Here is a 16947-nt window from a genome sequence, read left to right as displayed (position 1 = left end):
ATGAGACGAGACACCTCCGGGTACAACGGCATACCGCGGTGGATATATGCCGTGGCCGCTGTCGGAGGATTGCTGGTGGTCCTGCCATTGGTGGCAATGCTGGCCAAGGTCAACTGGCCGCAGTTCATCCCACTCATCACCTCGGAGTCCTCGCTCGCAGCACTGAGCCTGAGCCTACGGACCTCGGCTGCCAGCACGGTGCTCTGCATCGTGCTGGGGGTGCCTTTGGCGTTGGTGCTGGCGCGTGGCGACTTTCCAGGTCAGCGCCTGCTGAGGGCGTTTGTCCTCTTACCGTTGGTGCTGCCGCCTGTTGTCGGGGGCATCGCGCTGCTGTACACGTTTGGGCGGCAGGGCCTGCTGGGGAAGTCCTTGGAAGCGGCCGGCATCCAGATTGCGTTTTCGACTACCGCGGTGGTCCTGGCCCAGACGTTTGTGGCCCTGCCATTCCTGGTGGTCAGCCTGGAGGGGGCGCTGCGGTCGGCTGGAAACAAGTACGAAGCCGTCGCAGCGACGCTCGGCGCCCGGCCTACCACGGTCCTCCGCCGGGTCACGCTTCCGTTGGTCCTGCCGGGGCTCGCGTCCGGTGCCGTGTTGTCCTTCGCGCGCAGCCTGGGCGAATTCGGAGCTACGCTGACCTTTGCGGGAAGCCTGGAAGGGGTCACCCGTACGTTGCCGTTGGAGATTTACCTGCAGCGCGAGACCGACGCCGATGCCGCCGTCGCGCTGTCCTTGGTGCTGGTGGCGGTGGCGGTTGCTGTGGTGGGGCTCAGCTACGGCAACCGGCAGCGCAGCAAATCAGTGGAGGTCCAATCGTGAGCTTCGAACTGCGGGCCAGCCTCGGTGCCAGGAATTTCGACATTTCCCTCAAGATCAGCGACGGTGAGACGGTTGCCATCCTTGGTCCCAACGGGGCCGGGAAGTCGACGCTGTTGGGTGTGATCGCCGGCCTGCTGAGGCCGGATTCCGGCGCTGCAAAGATGGGCACAGCGAAAGGCGGCGAACGTGCGTTGTTCAACTTCGACGGCGGCACTCGGTTCTGGAGCCCGCCGCACCTCAGGGGGACTGCTTTGCTGGCCCAGGAAGCGCTCCTGTTTCCCCACCTGAACGCATTGGACAACGTGGCGTTCGGACCGCGCAGTGCGGGGGCTTCGAAGGTGGAGGCACGGGAAACTGCCCGGCACTGGCTGGCGGAGGTTGACGCCTTGCCGCTGGCCGACAGGAAGCCCGCCCAATTGTCCGGCGGGCAGGCCCAACGGGTTGCCGTGGCCCGCGCTTTGGCAGCCGAACCGGAACTCCTCCTTCTGGACGAGCCCATGGCCGCGCTGGATATCCACGCAGCTCCCTTGCTGCGCCGCGTGCTCAAAAGGGTGCTTCAGGACCGCAAAGCCATCATTGTCACGCACGACGTCCTGGACGCCTACATGCTTGCCGATCGCGTCATCGTGGTGGAAAACGGACGGATCGCCGAGGAAGGCCCTACACGCCAGGTCCTTGAAAGGCCCAGAAGCCACTTCGCAGCCGGCTTGGCAGGGCTTAACCTCGTTGCCGGAACCCTCAGTGAGGACGGAATTACGACGCCGGATGGCCGGCTTTTTGCCGGCCAGCATGATCCCGGCTGGTCACCCCGGCCCGGCCAGGCAGGCGTGGCAGCGTTCCCGCCGTCGAGCGTTTCCGTTTTTCCCGGGGAGGTGCACGGCAGCCCGCGCAACTCCTTCCCCGTGGTCATTACGGACCTCGAACCACACGGCGACCAGATCAGGGTGCGCGCAAGCCTGGGACACGCCGCGCAGGTCCTGTCCGCCGACATCACCCCGGCCGCCTCTGCCGATCTGGGCCTGGTGCCTGGCATGGAGGTGAGGTTCGTGGTCAAGTCCGCGCTGGTCTCGCTGTACCCGGCCTGAAATTAGTCCCGGTACATCCGCTCGGCGTAGGACGGTCCGTAGTAGGTCTCCAGCTCTTCAAGTGGCGTCTCCGGCTGGGTGTAGGCCTTGGACAGGACCGCGATGCTGGGCAGCCCTTCAGGTTCCCAGGTCTCGGGCTGCCACAAGCCGCTGCGTATGAAGGCCTTGCCGCAGTGCGTGAAGACTTCGTCAATGGTGACCACGATGGCGGCGCGGGGCCGGTGCCCTTTGACCACCATGTGATCGAAGAAATCGGCGTCCCGGACGATCTGAGCCGTCCCGTTGATCCGCAAGGTGTCCGTCCGGCCGGGGACAACGGACAGGATGCCGACGTTGGGGTTCTCCAGGATGTTGTGGAAGCCGAAGGCGAGCTTGTTTCCGGGCCGTTCCGGAATGGCGATGGTCTGGTCGTCCAGGACGTGGATGAATCCTGCGGGGTCCCCTTTGGGAGAGGCGTCCACGCGACCCTGGGCGTCCGTGGTGGACACCACGCAAAAGGGGCTCGAGGCCAGCCACAGGCGATCGAACTCGCTAAGTGACGTACGCACCTTCTTTCGCGTGCGGTCAAGGGGCAGGCCTATGAGTTCTTCGAGTTCGGCCGCGCTTGAAATGGTCTCCATGGCCCCAGCCTACGGGTGCACGAGCTACCCGTTATTCACATAGTCATGGTTTTATCTGGACAGTGGTTTCGCCGTGGGCAAACATGGAACACAGTGGGCCGGAAATCAAAGTTGAGCGTAGTAGACTCAACTTTGAAAGCATCGGATCCACTCCAGAAAGGGAGCACTCTTTGGACGTCAAATTCACCACCAAAAGCCAGGAGGCCCTTTCTGCGGCCGCCATGAATGCCTCGACTGCCGGCAACCCGCAGCTTGAGCCCGCGCACCTGTTGAAGGCGCTGATGGACCAGCGCGAAGGTGTTGCGGTGGCCCTGCTGCGCGCCACCGGCGCCGATCCTGATGCCGTGAGCGTGCAGGCCAGTTCGGCCATCAAGCTGCTACCGTCTTCCTCGGGCAGTTCTGTCCAGCAGGCGCAGTTGTCGCGCCAATCCATGCAGGCCATCCAGGCTGCCCAGAACGAGGCCGACAAACTCGGCGACTCCTTCGTCTCCACTGAACATCTGCTGCTGGGCCTCTCGGCTGGAAGTGACGCCGTCGGAAAGCTCATGCGCGACGCCGGTGCCTCCCACGAGGCGCTGCTCGCCGCCTTGCCGGGAGTCCGCGGGGACAAGAACGTCAACTCGCCGGACCCCGAGAACACCTTCCAGGCGCTGGAGAAGTTCGGTACCGACCTGACTGCCGTGGCGCGTTCCGGCAAGCTGGATCCGGTCATCGGGCGTGACAGCGAGATCCGCCGCGTTGTCCAGGTACTGAGCCGCCGAACCAAGAACAACCCCGTCCTCATCGGTGAGCCCGGCGTTGGTAAGACAGCCGTCGTTGAGGGCTTGGCCCAGCGCATGGTGGCAGGTGACGTCCCGGAGAGCCTGCGCGGCAAGACGCTCATCGCCCTGGACCTCGCCTCCATGGTGGCCGGTGCAAAGTATCGCGGCGAGTTCGAGGAGCGCCTGAAAGCTGTCCTTGAGGAGATCAAGAACTCCAACGGCCAGATCGTCACGTTCATCGACGAAATCCACACAGTGGTAGGTGCCGGCGCCACTGGCGAGAGCGCCATGGATGCAGGCAATATGCTCAAACCCATGCTGGCCCGCGGCGAGCTTCGCCTCATCGGTGCCACCACCTTGGACGAGTACCGGGAAAACATTGAGAAGGACCCCGCACTGGAGCGCCGCTTCCAACAGGTCTACGTTGGCGAGCCCAGCGTGGAGGACACCATTGGTATCCTCCGCGGCCTGAAGGAGCGTTACGAGGCGCACCACAAAGTAGCCATCGCCGACTCGGCGCTGGTGGCCGCAGCGACGCTGTCCAACCGCTATATCTCCGGACGCCAACTCCCGGACAAGGCCATCGACCTCGTGGATGAGGCCGCGTCCCGGCTGCGCATGGAAATCGATTCCGCGCCGGAAGAGATCGACCAGCTTCGCCGCGCCGTCGACCGTTTGACCATGGAGGAGCTGGCCCTGCAAGGCGAGACCGATCCTGCATCGGTGGAACGGCTGGCGGCCCTCCGCGCGGACAAAGCCGACAAGAACGAGGAACTCAGCGCCTTGAATGCGCGCTGGGAGGCTGAGAAAGCCGGGCTCAACCGTGTGGGCGATCTCAAGGCGAAAATCGACGAACTGCGTTCGGCGGCGGACAAGTCCCAGCGCGAAGGCGACCTCGAATCGGCGTCGCGGATCCTTTACGGCGAGCTGCCCGCCCTGGAACGCGAGCTGAGCGCCGCTGCCGAGGAGGAGTCGGCCCGGAGCGAGTCAAAGCCCGAGCTGATGGTTGCTGAAGACGTGACCGCCGACGACATCGCCGAGGTGATCTCCGCCTGGACAGGGATCCCGGCCGGCCGCATGCTGCAAGGCGAGTCGCAGAAGCTGCTGCACATGGAAGAGGAGCTTGGCAAGCGTCTGATCGGGCAGAGCAAGGCTGTGCAGGCTGTGTCCGATGCTGTGCGCCGCGCCCGCGCCGGCATCAGCGATCCCAATCGCCCCACGGGGTCGTTCCTGTTCCTTGGCCCCACCGGCGTCGGTAAAACAGAGCTGGCAAAGGCCTTGGCGGACTTCCTCTTTGACGACGAACGCGCCATGATCCGGATCGATATGTCCGAATACAGCGAGAAGCACTCGGTGGCCCGCCTGGTGGGTGCCCCTCCCGGATACGTGGGCTATGAGGAGGGCGGCCAGCTGACCGAAGCTGTGCGGCGCAGGCCGTACTCAGTGGTGCTGCTGGACGAGGTGGAGAAAGCCCACCCGGAGGTCTTCGACATCCTCCTGCAGGTCCTCGACGACGGCCGGCTCACCGACGGTCAGGGCCGCACCGTGGACTTCCGCAACACCATCCTGGTGCTGACGTCCAACTCCGGAAGCCAGTTCCTGGTAGACCCCACCATGGATGCCAAGGCCAAACGCGAGGCTGTCATGGCTGTGGTGCAGGCATCGTTCAAGCCGGAGTTCCTGAACCGCCTGGACGAGATCGTGCTCTTCGATCCACTCTCCGTGGAGGAACTGGCCCGGATCGTGGAGCTCCACGTAGCCGAGCTCAGCAACCGACTCCGGGATCGCCGCTTGAGCCTGGAAGTTTCGGACGGAGCCCGTGCATGGTTGGCCATGTCAGGGTTCGACCCCGCCTACGGGGCCCGGCCCCTGCGCCGGCTCGTCCAGCGGGAGATCGGCGACCGCCTCGCCAAGGAGATCCTCGCCGGTGAAATCAGCGACGGAGACACCGTGCTGGTGGACACCGCAGCCGACCTGGACGAGCTCACCGTTGAGGGCTTCGAAGCGCTGACCGGCCCCGACGGCGGCGCTCCCGTGGGAACGGGCCTCACGGTCCGCCGGAAGTAAGGCCGCCGGAAGTAAGGTCCGCAGGAAGTGGCCCGCCGGATGCATGTGCAGCCGCGGGCTACTTCTGCAGGAGGTCTTCCTTGATGGTGTTGCCCGAGTCCACCACGATGAAGCAATCGACGCGACGGTCGCCCCGATCCCAACTGGTGGTGCTCGGATAAACGTTCTGCTGCAGCAGAACGTAGTTATCGGCGGCCTCGTTGAGCTTGGCCACCGCGGCCTTGCACACCTCGCGACCCTTGTCCCGCAGGGCGTTGGTTCCGGGGAAGGAATCGTCGCCCGGGTATGCGTGCACTCCAATGAGCTGGGCCGAGTGTTCGGTATCGCAGGCAACGGCGCGTGCTTCGCTGGCGTTGGGATCAAAGTCGGCGAAGCAGTCGCCCACTTGGAAGTCCTTGGAGTTGGCGTCACGGGGGAGCGGGCCAGGGGTAGCCGTGGCGCTCGGAGTGGGGACAGCGGCTTCGGGGCGGGTTCCCAACAGATTCAGCAGTACCCAGATCACCACGCCAATGAGGACGAGCACGCCCACTACGATCCCGCCGATGACCAATCTCTGCCTCTTGACTGGATCACCGTGGGCTTCCGGAGGCGACTCCTGCCCCGGATAGGGCTGCTGCCCGGGATCCGGCTGTTGCCCGGGATCCGGCTGTTGCCCCGGATACGGCATGGCGTAGGAAGGTGCCTGTCCGTCGGTAGGTGGCATGGCGGGATCCGGCTGGGACCCGGGGTCGGGCACGAAATCGGGGTCAAGTTCGGGTGCGGGATCCGGCTGAAGTCCGGACGGCGGCGGCAACGGGACTGCCGATGGCTGCTCGCCGGGCGCAGGAGGTTGCCCACCAGCCACGGGAGGTTGCTCACCCGCTGCAGGTGGTCGCCCACCAGCCGCTGGTGGCTGCTCATCAGCGGCAGGCGGTGGGTTTTTGGGCGCGGACGGCACCCCATCCTTGTCCTGATCGCGTGGTGAACCATCGCGCGGTGGAGTATTGTCCTGGCTCATTTCCGGAGTGTGCCTTCCTGCTGTGACGCCGCATTGAGGCAGACTCTACCCAATTTTTGGCCCCCGGGGAGGTGTTTGGCCGTGCTTTTGGCCTGAGTCGGCATGGACGCGGGCCTGTGGTGGCGCGCAGGCACCCCTGAAAGCATGTAATCTAGACATACGACAAATTGACCAAACATTCCGGGGCCTCACCGATAGCCAAGGTGACCACCTCCGGTCCAAGTACAAAAGGGGGTCACGCCATGGGGCGCGGCCGTCAAAAGGCAAAAGCTACCAAGCAGGCTCGGGATATTAAGTACTACTCCCCGAACACTGACTATTCGGCACTTGAGCGGGAGCTCACGGGTCCGTCCAGTCGTGTCAAGAGCCACTTCCCCGACGATCCCCCGGAGCCGGACTATTCGGCTTATGAGGACAAGTACGCGGAAGACGACGACGACGAGGTTGACACCCGCCGGATCGGATAGCTGTCGCAACCAACAGGTGCCGTAGGCACTGAGTAGCGCACCGCCGTCGTACTACAAGGTCAACGCGCATTTTCGGATGCCGTCTATCTTTTGAAAAAGGGCCCCAGGGCACGTCATTCATTGGCGTACCCTGAGGGCCCTTTTTTGCGTAGGCTGGAGGTTCGAGCGCATCGAAAGGAACGCCATGCCGGAGGCTGACAGCTACAAACAGGGGACACCATGTTGGGTGGACCTTTCCTCCAACGACATTGACGTTTCCAGGAAGTTCTACAGCGACCTCTTCGGATGGGAGCTGGATGCCATGGACGCCGGGAACGGTATGACCTACTACATGGCCAAGCTCAAGGGCCGTTACATCGCCGGAATGATGCAGCAGATGCCCGATGCTCCGGAAGGGATGCCGTCCTACTGGGCAAATTACCTGGCGGTGGACTCGGCTGATGAAGCGGCGCAGCGCGTGGAAGCGGCTGGAGGAACCTTGCTTTCCCCTCCTGACTCCGTCCCCAACGGTTCGGGGCGTATGTTCTTCGCCACAGATCCCACCGGGGCCCAGATCGGGTTCTGGGAGGCGGGCAACCACCCGGGATCAGGCCTGGTCAATGAACCGGGCGCCATGATTTGGAATGAGCTCCAAACACATGACGTCCCCAAAGCCGTAGCGTTCTACGAGGCTGTGACAGGGTGCACCAGCGAAACTGAACCGGCCGGTGACCTGCAGGAGTACACCAGCCTGCTGGTGGAGGGACGACGGGTTGCGGGTGCCCTGAAGCTGCCCATTGAGGGGTTGTCGCCGTTCTGGATGACCTACTTCAACGTGGTGGATATTGATGCCACGGTGGAGCAGGCCGTTGAGTTGGGCAGCCACGTCATTGCCCCGGCCTTCGACGTGCCGGGAGTAGGCCGCATGGCCGTCCTCATGGATCCTGCCGGGGCAGCATTCAGCATCATGACGGGCCTGGCAGCATGACGGCACGGAAACATTACGCCAACGGTGAGCCGTGCTGGGCTGACCTTCAGACCAGGGATGTGGCCGCGGCCAAGGATTTTTATCAGCAGGTTTTCGGGTGGAGTTTCAAGGACCTTCCCACTCCTGATGGCCGAAGCTACGCACAAGCATTCGTCAAGGACCAGTTGGTGGCTGTGATCGCACCGCAGAACCCCATGCAGGAGGCGGCCGGAACGCATGGCCAGTGGAACATTTATATTGCTGCCACGGACACTGACGAAATCGCCGACGACGCCGTTCACGCAGGGGGGAAGCTCCAGTTTGGTCCCGAAGCTGTGGCGGATACGGGGGTCCTGGCGTTCATCGAACCTCCCGGCGGCGGAACCACTGGTGTTTGGCAGGCTGGAACGCATGTGGGCAGCCACCTGTTCAACGAGCCCGGTGCGTTGGCGTGGGCTGAACTGTTGACGCCCGAGCCGCAGTCCGCCGTCGCATTTTTCCAACAGCTTTTCGGCCACGAGGTCACCGAATATCCCCAGGACGACGGCGGCAGCTACAGCACGCTGATGGTCAAGGGCGACGAAGTGGCCGGCATCGTTCCTGCCGATGAGGGCGACGAGGCTGGTTGGCAGATCTACTTCGGTGTAGCGGACCTGCGCAAAGCCGTGGAAGCGGCAGTGGCAGCCGGGGGAGAGCTCCTCGTGGAGCCGGAGGACAAACCGGAAACGGGATCACTGGCCACCATCCAGGATCCGCAGGGCGGAATCCTGAGCCTGATCCAGACATAGAAACAGACAACAAAAAGCGGCCGGACAGTCCAAGACTGCCCGGCCGCTCCTTTTATGAAGCGATATACCGCTTAGGCGTACGCGTTGACCAAACGGACAGCGCCGCCGTCGACGCCCTTGGCACCCTGGACGTAGTCCGGGCCGGTCTTGTCGATCGAGTCGCTGTCAGCTGAAACGGTGCCCATGACCCAGGACGGAAGGCCGCGGTCGTTGAGGCGGGCCACTGCAGCGTCTGCTGCTTCGGCGGAAACGATGGCAACCATGCCGACGCCGAGGTTCAGTGTGCGCTCCAAGTCGGCCAACGGCACGTTGCCCAGCTCCGAGACCAGCTTGAAGATGGCCGGGAGTTCCCAAGTGTTGCGGTCAACAGTTGCCACCAGGCCCTGCGGAAGGACGCGGGCCAGGTTGGCAGCCAGGCCACCACCGGTGACGTGGCTGAAGCCGTGAACTGCCGCGCCGCCGGTAACAGGGAAGGTGCGGGCAAGGTCCAGGCAGTCGGCCGCGTAAACGCGGGTCGGCTCCAGGAGCTCTTCGCCCAGCGTGCGGCCAAGCTCGGAAACCTGGCGGTCCAGGGCCCAACCGGCGTGGTTGATTACGCGGCGGACCAGGGAGTAACCGTTGGAGTGAAGGCCGGAAGAGGCCATGCCGATCACGACGTCGCCGGCGCGGACGCGGTCCGGACCGAGCAGGGCGTCGGCCTCGACGATACCGGTTGCGGCACCTGCGACGTCGTACTCGTGCTCACCCAGAAGGCCCGGGTGCTCAGCGGTTTCGCCACCAACAAGGGCGGTGCCGGCAACGGAGCAGGCAGCAGCGATGCCGCGGACGATGTCTGCGATGCGCTCCGGAACAACCTTGCCGCACGCGATGTAGTCGGTCATGTAGAGCGGCTCAGCACCTACAACGACGATGTCGTCCACCACCATGCCCACCAGGTCGAAACCGATGGTGTCGTGGATGTCCATGGCCTGCGCGATGGCCACCTTGGTGCCAACACCGTCCGTGGACGTGGCCAGCAGCGGCTTCTTGTAGGTGAGCAGCTTGGAGACGTCGTACAGGCCAGCGAAACCGCCGACGCCGCCAATCACCGAAGAGTTGTGCGTCGCCTTAATGGCGCCCTTCATGAGTTCGACTGCGCGGTCGCCCGCTTCAACGTCGACACCAGCAGAAGCGTAGGTGATGCCTGTTGTGTTCGGGGTGCTTCCAGCGGCGGGTGTTGCGGAGCTCATACAGACTCTTTCTTGTCGGCGTCGGTCAAACGATCAGCGTCGGTAAGGAGGTTTTCGAATTCGGCGTCGGGCCCTGGATCGCAGCCCGTGGCGCCCGGCTTCTCGGCGGGGTCCTCGGAATCGTCCACGGTCTGGGACTGGGCGGCCGGTTCCAGGCCACCGAGGTCGGTGCGCTCCAGCAGGTTCTTACCCAGCTTGTCCGCATGCGGCAGCTCGATGGGGTACTTGCCGGTGAAGCAGGCCGTGCAGAGGCGTTCGCGTGGCTGCTGGGTAGCGCCAATCATGCCGTCTTCGGAGATGTAGGCCAGAGAGTCAGCGCCGATCGCCTGTGAGATCTCCTCGATGGTGGCACCGTTGGCGATCAGTTCCGCGCGGGACGCGAAGTCGATGCCGTAGAAGCAGGGCCACTGGACCGGGGGAGAGGAAATCTTGACGTGCACCGCGGCGGCACCGGCTTCCCGGAGCATCCGGACAATGGCGCGCTGGGTATTGCCGCGAACGATGGAATCGTCCACCACCACAATGCGCTTGCCGCGGATGACGGATTCCAAGGCGTTGAGCTTGAGCCGGATACCCAGCTGGCGCAGGGTCTGCGAGGGCTGGATGAACGTGCGGCCCACGTAGGCGTTCTTGACGAAGCCATGGGCAAAGGGGATGCCGGATTGTTCGGCGTACCCAACAGCTGCGGGGGTACCGGACTCAGGAACGGGAATGACGAGGTCTGCCTCATGCGTGTTTTCGCGGGCCAGCTGGCGGCCCATCTCAACGCGTGCCTCGTATACGGAGCGGCCGGCAATGGCAGCGTCCGGACGGGCGAGGTAGACGTACTCGAAGACACAGCCGGCGGGGGTTGCCTCGGCGAAGCGCTGCGAACGGACGCCGTCCTCGTCGATGGCAATGAATTCGCCGGGCTCGATCTCGCGGATGAAGCTCGCACCAACAGTGGCAAGGCCTGCCTGCTCGGAAGCGACAACCCAGCCGCGGTCCAGGCGGCCAAGACACAGCGGGCGGATGCCGTAGGTATCGCGGGCTGCGTAGAGCGTTCCTTCGTCCATGAAGACGAAGCAGAAGCCACCCTTGATCTTGGGCAGCAGCTCCAGTGCAGTCTGCTCCAGGGTCTTGCCCTCTTCACCCTCCAGGAGGGCGGTCACCAGTGCGGTGTCCGAGGTGTTGCCCTGCTTCATCTCACCGGTCAGCTGGCCGTCGTTGCGCTCAAGGATCATTTCCCGGAGCTCAGCGGTGTTGGTCAGGTTGCCGTTGTGGGCCAAGGCAACCGTGCCGGTTGCTGTTGCACCCAGGGTTGGCTGCGCGTTGGCCCAGTGGCTTGCACCGGTGGTGGAGTACCGGCAGTGGCCAACGGCCAAGTGCCCGGTCAGGGTGTTCAGGGTTGTCTCATCGAAGACCTGGGACACAAGCCCCATGTCCTTGTAGACATTGATGCGCTTGCCGTCACTGGTAGCTATACCAGCCGATTCTTGTCCGCGGTGCTGCAGCGCATACAGCCCGTAATAGGTGAGTTTTGCTACTTCTTCACCGGGAGCCCAGACCCCAAAGACGCCACAAGCGTCCTGAGGGCCTTTTTCGCCGGGGAGAAGATCATGAGAAAGTTTTCCGTCGCCACGTGCCACTGGTCGATTGTCTCATGTTGTGGCCGTGGTACGTTCCCCCGCAGCCTATGTGACCCCTTGAACGGGCTTAGAACAGGCGTGTTCCTTCAAAAATGCGGTGTGTCTCACATTTGGCTCCCCTCCGAAGAGGCGGGCCGGGCGCCCGACTTAGCGGACGTCGTCGTTCTCTGGTCCTTGGTCCGGAACCGAATCCGGAACGGCTTCCACGACGGCACGCTGGGAGCGCTTGACGCTGATGCGGTCCAGGACCAGGGCGAGAATCGAGAAGAGGATGACGCCTCCGCCCGCGCAAACGATCAGGAAGAAGCCGAACACTGTGCCAGCGTCGAAGGCGGGGTCGGCTTGGCGGCCGTACGCGATGATGGCGGCCACGATTGCACCGACCACGGCTCCCAAAATCATGAAAGGTACAAACTTGGGTGCCCGGCGGACCGTGATCTCGCGGCGGGCGGAGTTGGGGGTGGTGTCCTCTGAAGCCATGCGTTAAAGCCTACCGTTTGGCGTTTGTGTACAGATAATGCCCCCAAGGAGTCGCCTTAGGGGCATTATCTGTACACAAACTTCGGGGTTAGCTGCCGCGGTACGTCGAGAATGCGAACGGGCTCAGCAGGAGCGGTACGTGGTAGTGCTCACCGGCGTCGGAAACTGTGAAGTTCAGATCCACTTCCGGGAAGAACGTCTCCGTGCCGAGGCCCTCGTAGTAGGCGCCGGTGGCAAAATTCAGGCGGTAAGCGCCGCCCGGGATCCGCTCCGGGCCGAGGGTCTTGATGCGGCCGTCGGCGTCGGTTTCGCCCTTCGCCACCAGGGTCCAGTCGTCGCCTTCACGGACGTAAAGTACGACGGCGACACCCGCCGCTGGGCGGCCGGAACCTGTGTCCAGGATGTGCGTGGTTACTTGTGAAACGCTCATGCGTTGACTCCTTCGCTGACCAAACCGGAGAGGCGCAACAGTGCGATCTCCCGCAGCTGGCCAGCCACAATCGTGTCTTCTTCTTCGGGGGTGTGGGTGATGCGTTCCTGAAGGGTGCTGAGGATTTCCTGGGCGCTGCGGCCGGCGGCACGGATCAGGAAGACCCTGCCGAACTTTTCCTCGTAGGCCCGGTTGCCCTCAGCCAGGGCGGTAGTGGTGTCGCTGTCTCCAGGATCCACTCCGGCCTGCTCCGAACGCGACATCGCGGCCTCGGTGGTCTGGGCCTTGGGGCGTTCTCCGATGCGGGGGTGGTGTGCCATGGCGGACTCCACCTCGGCAGCGGTGAATGGTTCGGCGGCGCGCTGGGCCTGGCCCAGCAGGTCGTCGACTGTGGCGAAGGGCCGCGCATCAGCGATGGCCTCCACCCAGCGGCTGATATCCAGGCAGGGGGTCAGGATCCTGATGGCCTCGTCCCGGTCAACACTGTTGAATTCTGCAAGCTCCATGCTTGTGACATCCTCGTGCAAATGCTGGCATCCATGGTGTGGGCTATGCGGAACTCTTGCTGGTGCAAGAGGAAGCCTTTGCTTCCAGCTTCCGCATCATGGAACTGTTATTTCAGCATACGTAATTCAGTTAAGCCGAGCGATCGGCCTGGTGTCAAGAGACTACCGCCTTGTGGCGCCGTGTCCGCACTGTCAGGTACAGGCGATGGGCGGTGATGACCAGGGCCAGCCATGCCACGCCGATAGCCCAGGCTGCCAGCACATCCGTCAGCCAATGGTGGCCAAGGTAGACGCGGCTCAGGCCCATGGTGAAGGCAAAGACTCCGGCCGCCAGCACGGTGATGACCCGCGCCCGCAAGGTTTTGAGCCGGAGGATGATCAGGTAAGCCACGATGCCGGCAATCACGATGGAGTTCAGGGAATGGCCGCTGGGGAAGGACGCGGAATGCTCGTAGGGAGGAATGGCGTCCGCCATGTCCGGGCGGGCGCGGCCGAAGATGGGCTTGCCCAAAATAGTGATGACCAAAGATCCCAGGCCAGCAGCGAGCATCAGGATGACGGGCGTCCATGATCGCCGCTTGGTGGCCAGGAAGATCATGATGCCGACGGCAAGGATGGGCATGCCCACGGTGCCGCCAATATTCGTGTAGGCAGTGGTGGCTGAGTCCAAAGCTGGAGAGCGGACGCTCTTTGCTGCGGCCAGGACGGGATCGTCCAAACCTGCAACGCCGTCGGCTTCCGTCACGGACTCGTAGACTTCGCCGAAGACCAGGGCCAGTGAGAGGGCTGCGGCGAGCCCAACCATCAAGGTGATGATGAGCGCGGTGTAGGGCCCCAGCAGTGACGTGGCCTTTTCGGCGCCTCGGGCCAGTGTCCGGCCCGCGGGGGATTTCCAATTGGTCAGGTCCTGCCCGGCGACGAACCTGTCCTGGCTTACTTCGCCGCGAACGCCTTGCTCCGGCGCCTCTTTTCCTTCAGTCGTCACTCATGTCCCCTATCCGTGGCGGCCTCAGTATTGGTGAGCAACCTTAGCAGTTGCTGCCCGGAGATTCCTGGGAGCGCCTTTCGGGCCGGCTCGCGCTACTTCACGTGGTCAGGCAGGGGTTGGCTTTCAGGCAACGGCTGGCCCACTTTGACCAGCAACGTCTGCTCCGGGCCAAGCTCTTTGCCACCCTTGCTGGCTGGGCGCAGTTCCGGGACGGGCTGACCCGAGGTGGGATCGATGAGGACCGAATGGTCCTCACCCGGGGTGAAGGCGTTTCGCTCGCCCCATTGCCGGAGGCTGAGGACCAGGGTGAACAGATCGCGCCCCGCGTCCGTCAGCTCGTATTCGCTTCGGGTGCCTCGTTCGTTGGGAATCCTGGTCATGACGCCTCTCTCCACCAGGAGGCGGAGGCGGTCCGAAAGGATGTTTTTAGCCACGCCCAGTGATCTCTCGAACTCGGAGAAGCGCCGCTTGCCGTCCAACGAGTCCCGAATGATGAGCAGGGTCCATTTGTCGCCCACCAAGTCCACGGCTCTGGCGACGGGACATTCGGGGTCCGTCCATTCAACTTCACTTGGTTGCAACATGAAACCATTCTGCCATAAGCTCATATGGTTGCATTATGAAACCAATTATGGAGGCGCTGTGAGCACACACTTGAAGGAATCAAGCCGAGGACTCAGCAGTCGGCTGTTGTTCCTGCTCGCTGTGACGGCCGGGTTCATGGTGTCCAACATCTATTACGGGCAGCCCCTGCTTGAGCGCATCGGGACGGATCTGGGGATTCCAACGTCCGGGGTGGGCTGGATTGTGGCCTCGTCCCAGGCCGGATACCTTCTTGGGCTGGTTCTCTTGGTGCCTTTGGGGGATGTCATGAACCGCCGGTTGCTCATCACCCTTCACATCGCGGCGACGGCCATAGGCGGATCCGTGGTGGTCCTGGCAGATTCACAGACGGCCCTGCTGGGTGGCTTCCTGTTCCTCGGATTGGCCTCGTCGGTGGTTCAGACCATCGTGGCGTATACCGCCGCCTCCAGCACCCCCGGGCAAAGGGGCGGAAACATCGGCACCGTCACTGCCGGCGTCGTGAGTGGCATCATCCTTGCCCGGACGCTGGCGGGAGGCCTGACGGATCTGTGGGGATGGCGGTCTGTCTACGTACTCGCGGCGGTGGCAGGTGCGGTCCTGGCCGTCGCGGTCTTTCGCGCCTTGCCCAAGGAGCGGGCCGGGAGGGGAGAGGTGCGCTACTGGAGGGCTGTCTCATCGGTGGTGGTCCTGACGCGGTGTGACCGTGTGTTCCGTACTCGGGCGCTCATCACCATGCTGCTGTTTGCGTCCTTCGGGGTGCTGTGGAGCGGTATGTCCCTGCTGCTCAGCAGTCCCGCGTGGAATCTGCCGCCGAGCCTGATCGGACTTTTTGGGCTGGCTGGCCTCGTCGGTGTGGTGGCCGCGTCCAGGGCAGGCGCCGCGGCGGACCGTGGATGGGCGCAGCGGGTCACGGCTTGGGGCCTCGCTGCGCTTCTGGGTTCCTGGGTGGCTTTGTCCCTCGGCAGTTGGTCGCTGCTGTGGTTCGTAGCGGGCATCATCGTCCTCGACGCCGCAGTGCAGGCCGTCCATGTCAGCAGCCAGACCCTGATCGTGGCAGGAGCTGAGGAGTCGGCCAGCAGCATGATCGGCAGCTACATGGTGTTCTATTCCGTGGGAAGTGCAGCGGGCGCGGCAGCTGTTGCGCCGGTCTACGATGCGTGGGGTTGGACCGGGGCCAGCGTCCTGGGCGCGGTCTTTGCGGCGTTCGGGCTGGCGATCTGGGGCGTGGACCGGCTCATTCCCTACAAAACGAGAGGGCAGGCGCGGTTGGCTCGCCCCACACAGCACGCTGGGGCAGAATGACCTCAACCAGCTAAGGAGTTCGCACATGCCGCACATTCTGACGTCCCGGTTCCTGTTCGGTCCCGGCCCGAGCAATTGCTACCCCGAAGCCATGGCTGCCCTGGCCTATCCCGTGCTGGGGCACCTTGATCCGGTGTTCATCGAGCGGCTCGACCACACCTGTGAGGGACTCCGGACTGTTTGGGGAACGTCCAATGCGCGGACGCTCCCGTTGAGTGCCACAGGTTCCGGCGGCATGGAAGCAGCCTTCGTGAACACCGTGTCCGACGGCGACGTGGCAGTTATCGCTGTCAACGGACTGTTTGGGGCGCGGATGTGCGAGGTCGCACGGCGCTGCGGGGCCACGGTGGTCCGGGTTGATCACGAATGGGGCCAGCCTGTCGATGCCGATCGTGTGCTTTCTGCGCACCCGAATCCGAAAGTCATTGCGGCAGTCCATGCTGAAACTTCAGTGGGCGTCATTTCCGACATCGCCGCGCTCGGTGCCGGAAAGGGCGATGCCCTACTGATCACCGATGCCGTTACGTCCATTGGCGGACTGGAGTTGTTGGCGGACGACTGGGGGATCGACGTCGGATATGCCGGCACGCAGAAGTGCCTTGGTGTGCCGCCGGGACTGTCGCCATTCACTGTGTCCGACCGGGCTTTCGAGCGCCGCGTCAAGGATCCACGATCCTGGTACCTCGATATCGGGTTGCTCGGCGGGTACGTCGGAGCGGCCAGTGGCGCCCGGACCTATCACCACACAGCGCCCGTGACCATGATCGCCGGGCTTGAAGCTGCTTTGGACCGGATTCTCGCCGAGGGGTTGGACGTGGTGCAGGCCCGCCACCGTGCCGCCGGCGCCGCTCTGCAGAACGGGCTGCAGGAAATGGGGCTGGAACTGTTCGCTGCCGAAGGCTCCCGGTTGCCGAGCCTCACCACCGTGAAGGTGCCCGACGGCGTCAACTCGGCTGCCGTCCGCGCTTACCTTCTGGAGAACTTCAGTATGGAGATCGGCTCGGGGGTGGGGGAGTTTGCGGACACGGTGTGGCGCATAGGGATGATGGGCCCGAACGCCAACAGCGCCTCGGTCACCTTGGTGCTGGGGGCGCTGAAGGAGGCGATCGCGAAAGCCTAGCCCCGGTTGCTCTCTCACGTCCCGCGTGCTTGGGCGGGACCCTCGTTACCTTTTTCGTAGCCCGTTTCCTGGTGCAGGATATGGGTGTGCTGGCCTGCTGACCCCGGCATGATTGCGACCCTCTGTTGATTC

17 protein-coding genes are annotated in these 16947 nt (G+C 63.7%); 8 read left to right on the top strand and 9 right to left on the bottom strand.

What is annotated here, in order from left to right; genetic code table 11:
* Positions 1 to 816, top strand: a complete 816-nt coding sequence (locus ACIQLI_RS14365) for an ABC transporter permease (protein ID WP_400389599.1) — start codon at positions 1 to 3, stop codon at positions 814 to 816.
* Positions 813 to 1901, top strand: coding sequence for a sulfate/molybdate ABC transporter ATP-binding protein (locus tag ACIQLI_RS14360; RefSeq protein WP_400389596.1), 1089 nt, complete (start codon positions 813 to 815; stop codon positions 1899 to 1901). Before ACIQLI_RS14365 ends, ACIQLI_RS14360 begins: the two co-directional genes overlap by 4 nt.
* A gap of 2 nt (positions 1902 to 1903) precedes the next feature.
* Here ACIQLI_RS14360 and ACIQLI_RS14355 read toward each other — a convergent pair whose 3' ends face one another.
* Positions 1904 to 2521 (bottom strand): pyridoxamine 5'-phosphate oxidase family protein, encoded by a 618-nt coding sequence (locus ACIQLI_RS14355; protein ID WP_400389593.1) that lies wholly within the window; start codon positions 2519 to 2521, stop codon positions 1904 to 1906.
* A 170-nt stretch (positions 2522 to 2691) separates the two neighbouring features.
* On the opposite strand from ACIQLI_RS14355, the gene clpB reads away from it, so the two are divergent.
* Positions 2692 to 5349, top strand: coding sequence for an ATP-dependent chaperone ClpB (clpB, locus tag ACIQLI_RS14350; protein ID WP_400389590.1), 2658 nt, complete (start codon positions 2692 to 2694; stop codon positions 5347 to 5349).
* A gap of 58 nt (positions 5350 to 5407) precedes the next feature.
* On the opposite strand, the gene ACIQLI_RS14345 is transcribed toward clpB, so the two are convergent.
* The gene (locus ACIQLI_RS14345) at positions 5408 to 6346 is read right to left on the bottom strand and encodes a septum formation family protein (RefSeq protein ID WP_400389587.1); all 939 of its coding nucleotides are present in this window, start codon (positions 6344 to 6346) and stop codon (positions 5408 to 5410) included.
* Between the two features lie 242 nt (positions 6347 to 6588).
* On the opposite strand from ACIQLI_RS14345, the gene ACIQLI_RS14340 reads away from it, so the two are divergent.
* From ACIQLI_RS14340 to ACIQLI_RS14330, 3 genes are all read left to right on the top strand, one after another.
* Complete coding sequence (locus tag ACIQLI_RS14340) at positions 6589 to 6813, top strand: DUF3073 domain-containing protein (RefSeq protein WP_011776148.1); 225 nt, start codon at positions 6589 to 6591, stop codon at positions 6811 to 6813.
* Positions 6814 to 6997: 184 nt separating this feature from the next.
* The gene (locus ACIQLI_RS14335) at positions 6998 to 7780 is read left to right on the top strand and encodes a VOC family protein (RefSeq protein WP_400389582.1); all 783 of its coding nucleotides are present in this window, start codon (positions 6998 to 7000) and stop codon (positions 7778 to 7780) included.
* Positions 7777 to 8547 (top strand): VOC family protein, encoded by a 771-nt coding sequence (locus tag ACIQLI_RS14330; RefSeq protein ID WP_400389579.1) that lies wholly within the window; start codon positions 7777 to 7779, stop codon positions 8545 to 8547. Before ACIQLI_RS14335 ends, ACIQLI_RS14330 begins: the two co-directional genes overlap by 4 nt.
* A gap of 71 nt (positions 8548 to 8618) precedes the next feature.
* On the opposite strand, the gene purM is transcribed toward ACIQLI_RS14330, so the two are convergent.
* The 7 genes from purM to ACIQLI_RS14295 all read right to left on the bottom strand — a co-directional run bounded on the left by purM (position 8619) and on the right by ACIQLI_RS14295 (position 14392).
* Positions 8619 to 9776, bottom strand: a complete 1158-nt coding sequence (gene purM, locus ACIQLI_RS14325; RefSeq protein WP_089596294.1) for a phosphoribosylformylglycinamidine cyclo-ligase — start codon at positions 9774 to 9776, stop codon at positions 8619 to 8621.
* Positions 9773 to 11404, bottom strand: coding sequence for an amidophosphoribosyltransferase (gene purF, locus ACIQLI_RS14320; protein WP_354227705.1), 1632 nt, complete (start codon positions 11402 to 11404; stop codon positions 9773 to 9775). The genes purM and purF overlap by 4 nt, the downstream gene beginning before the upstream one ends.
* Positions 11405 to 11551: 147 nt before the next feature.
* A complete protein-coding gene (locus ACIQLI_RS14315) occupies positions 11552 to 11884 on the bottom strand; it encodes a hypothetical protein (protein WP_400389574.1) in 333 nt (110 codons plus the stop codon).
* Positions 11885 to 11972: 88 nt separating this feature from the next.
* Positions 11973 to 12314 carry a hydroxyisourate hydrolase gene (uraH, locus tag ACIQLI_RS14310; RefSeq protein WP_017199951.1) on the bottom strand — a complete coding sequence of 114 codons (342 nt, stop codon included), beginning with the start codon at positions 12312 to 12314 and terminating at the stop codon, positions 11973 to 11975.
* The gene (uraD, locus tag ACIQLI_RS14305; protein ID WP_400389571.1) at positions 12311 to 12820 is read right to left on the bottom strand and encodes a 2-oxo-4-hydroxy-4-carboxy-5-ureidoimidazoline decarboxylase; all 510 of its coding nucleotides are present in this window, start codon (positions 12818 to 12820) and stop codon (positions 12311 to 12313) included. The genes uraH and uraD overlap by 4 nt, the downstream gene beginning before the upstream one ends.
* Positions 12821 to 12974: 154 nt before the next feature.
* The gene (locus ACIQLI_RS14300; protein ID WP_400389568.1) at positions 12975 to 13805 is read right to left on the bottom strand and encodes a phosphatase PAP2 family protein; all 831 of its coding nucleotides are present in this window, start codon (positions 13803 to 13805) and stop codon (positions 12975 to 12977) included.
* A 95-nt stretch (positions 13806 to 13900) separates the two neighbouring features.
* Positions 13901 to 14392, bottom strand: coding sequence for a winged helix-turn-helix transcriptional regulator (locus tag ACIQLI_RS14295; RefSeq protein ID WP_400389566.1), 492 nt, complete (start codon positions 14390 to 14392; stop codon positions 13901 to 13903).
* A 58-nt stretch (positions 14393 to 14450) separates the two neighbouring features.
* Between ACIQLI_RS14295 and ACIQLI_RS14290 the strand changes: the two genes are divergently transcribed.
* A complete protein-coding gene (locus ACIQLI_RS14290; protein ID WP_400389565.1) occupies positions 14451 to 15695 on the top strand; it encodes an MFS transporter in 1245 nt (414 codons plus the stop codon).
* A 25-nt stretch (positions 15696 to 15720) separates the two neighbouring features.
* Positions 15721 to 16815: a pyridoxal-phosphate-dependent aminotransferase family protein gene (locus ACIQLI_RS14285; protein ID WP_400389562.1), complete on the top strand. Its 1095-nt coding sequence runs from the start codon at positions 15721 to 15723 to the stop codon at positions 16813 to 16815.
* Positions 16816 to 16947: the final 132 nt, after the last annotated feature.

The sequence above is a fragment of the Paenarthrobacter sp. NPDC091669 genome (genome assembly GCF_044756725.1).
Taxonomy (GTDB): Bacteria; Actinomycetota; Actinomycetes; order Actinomycetales; family Micrococcaceae; genus Arthrobacter; species Arthrobacter bambusae_C.
The sequence above is the reverse complement of the archived record's forward strand: the minus strand, read 5'-3'. Positions and strand labels throughout refer to the sequence as shown.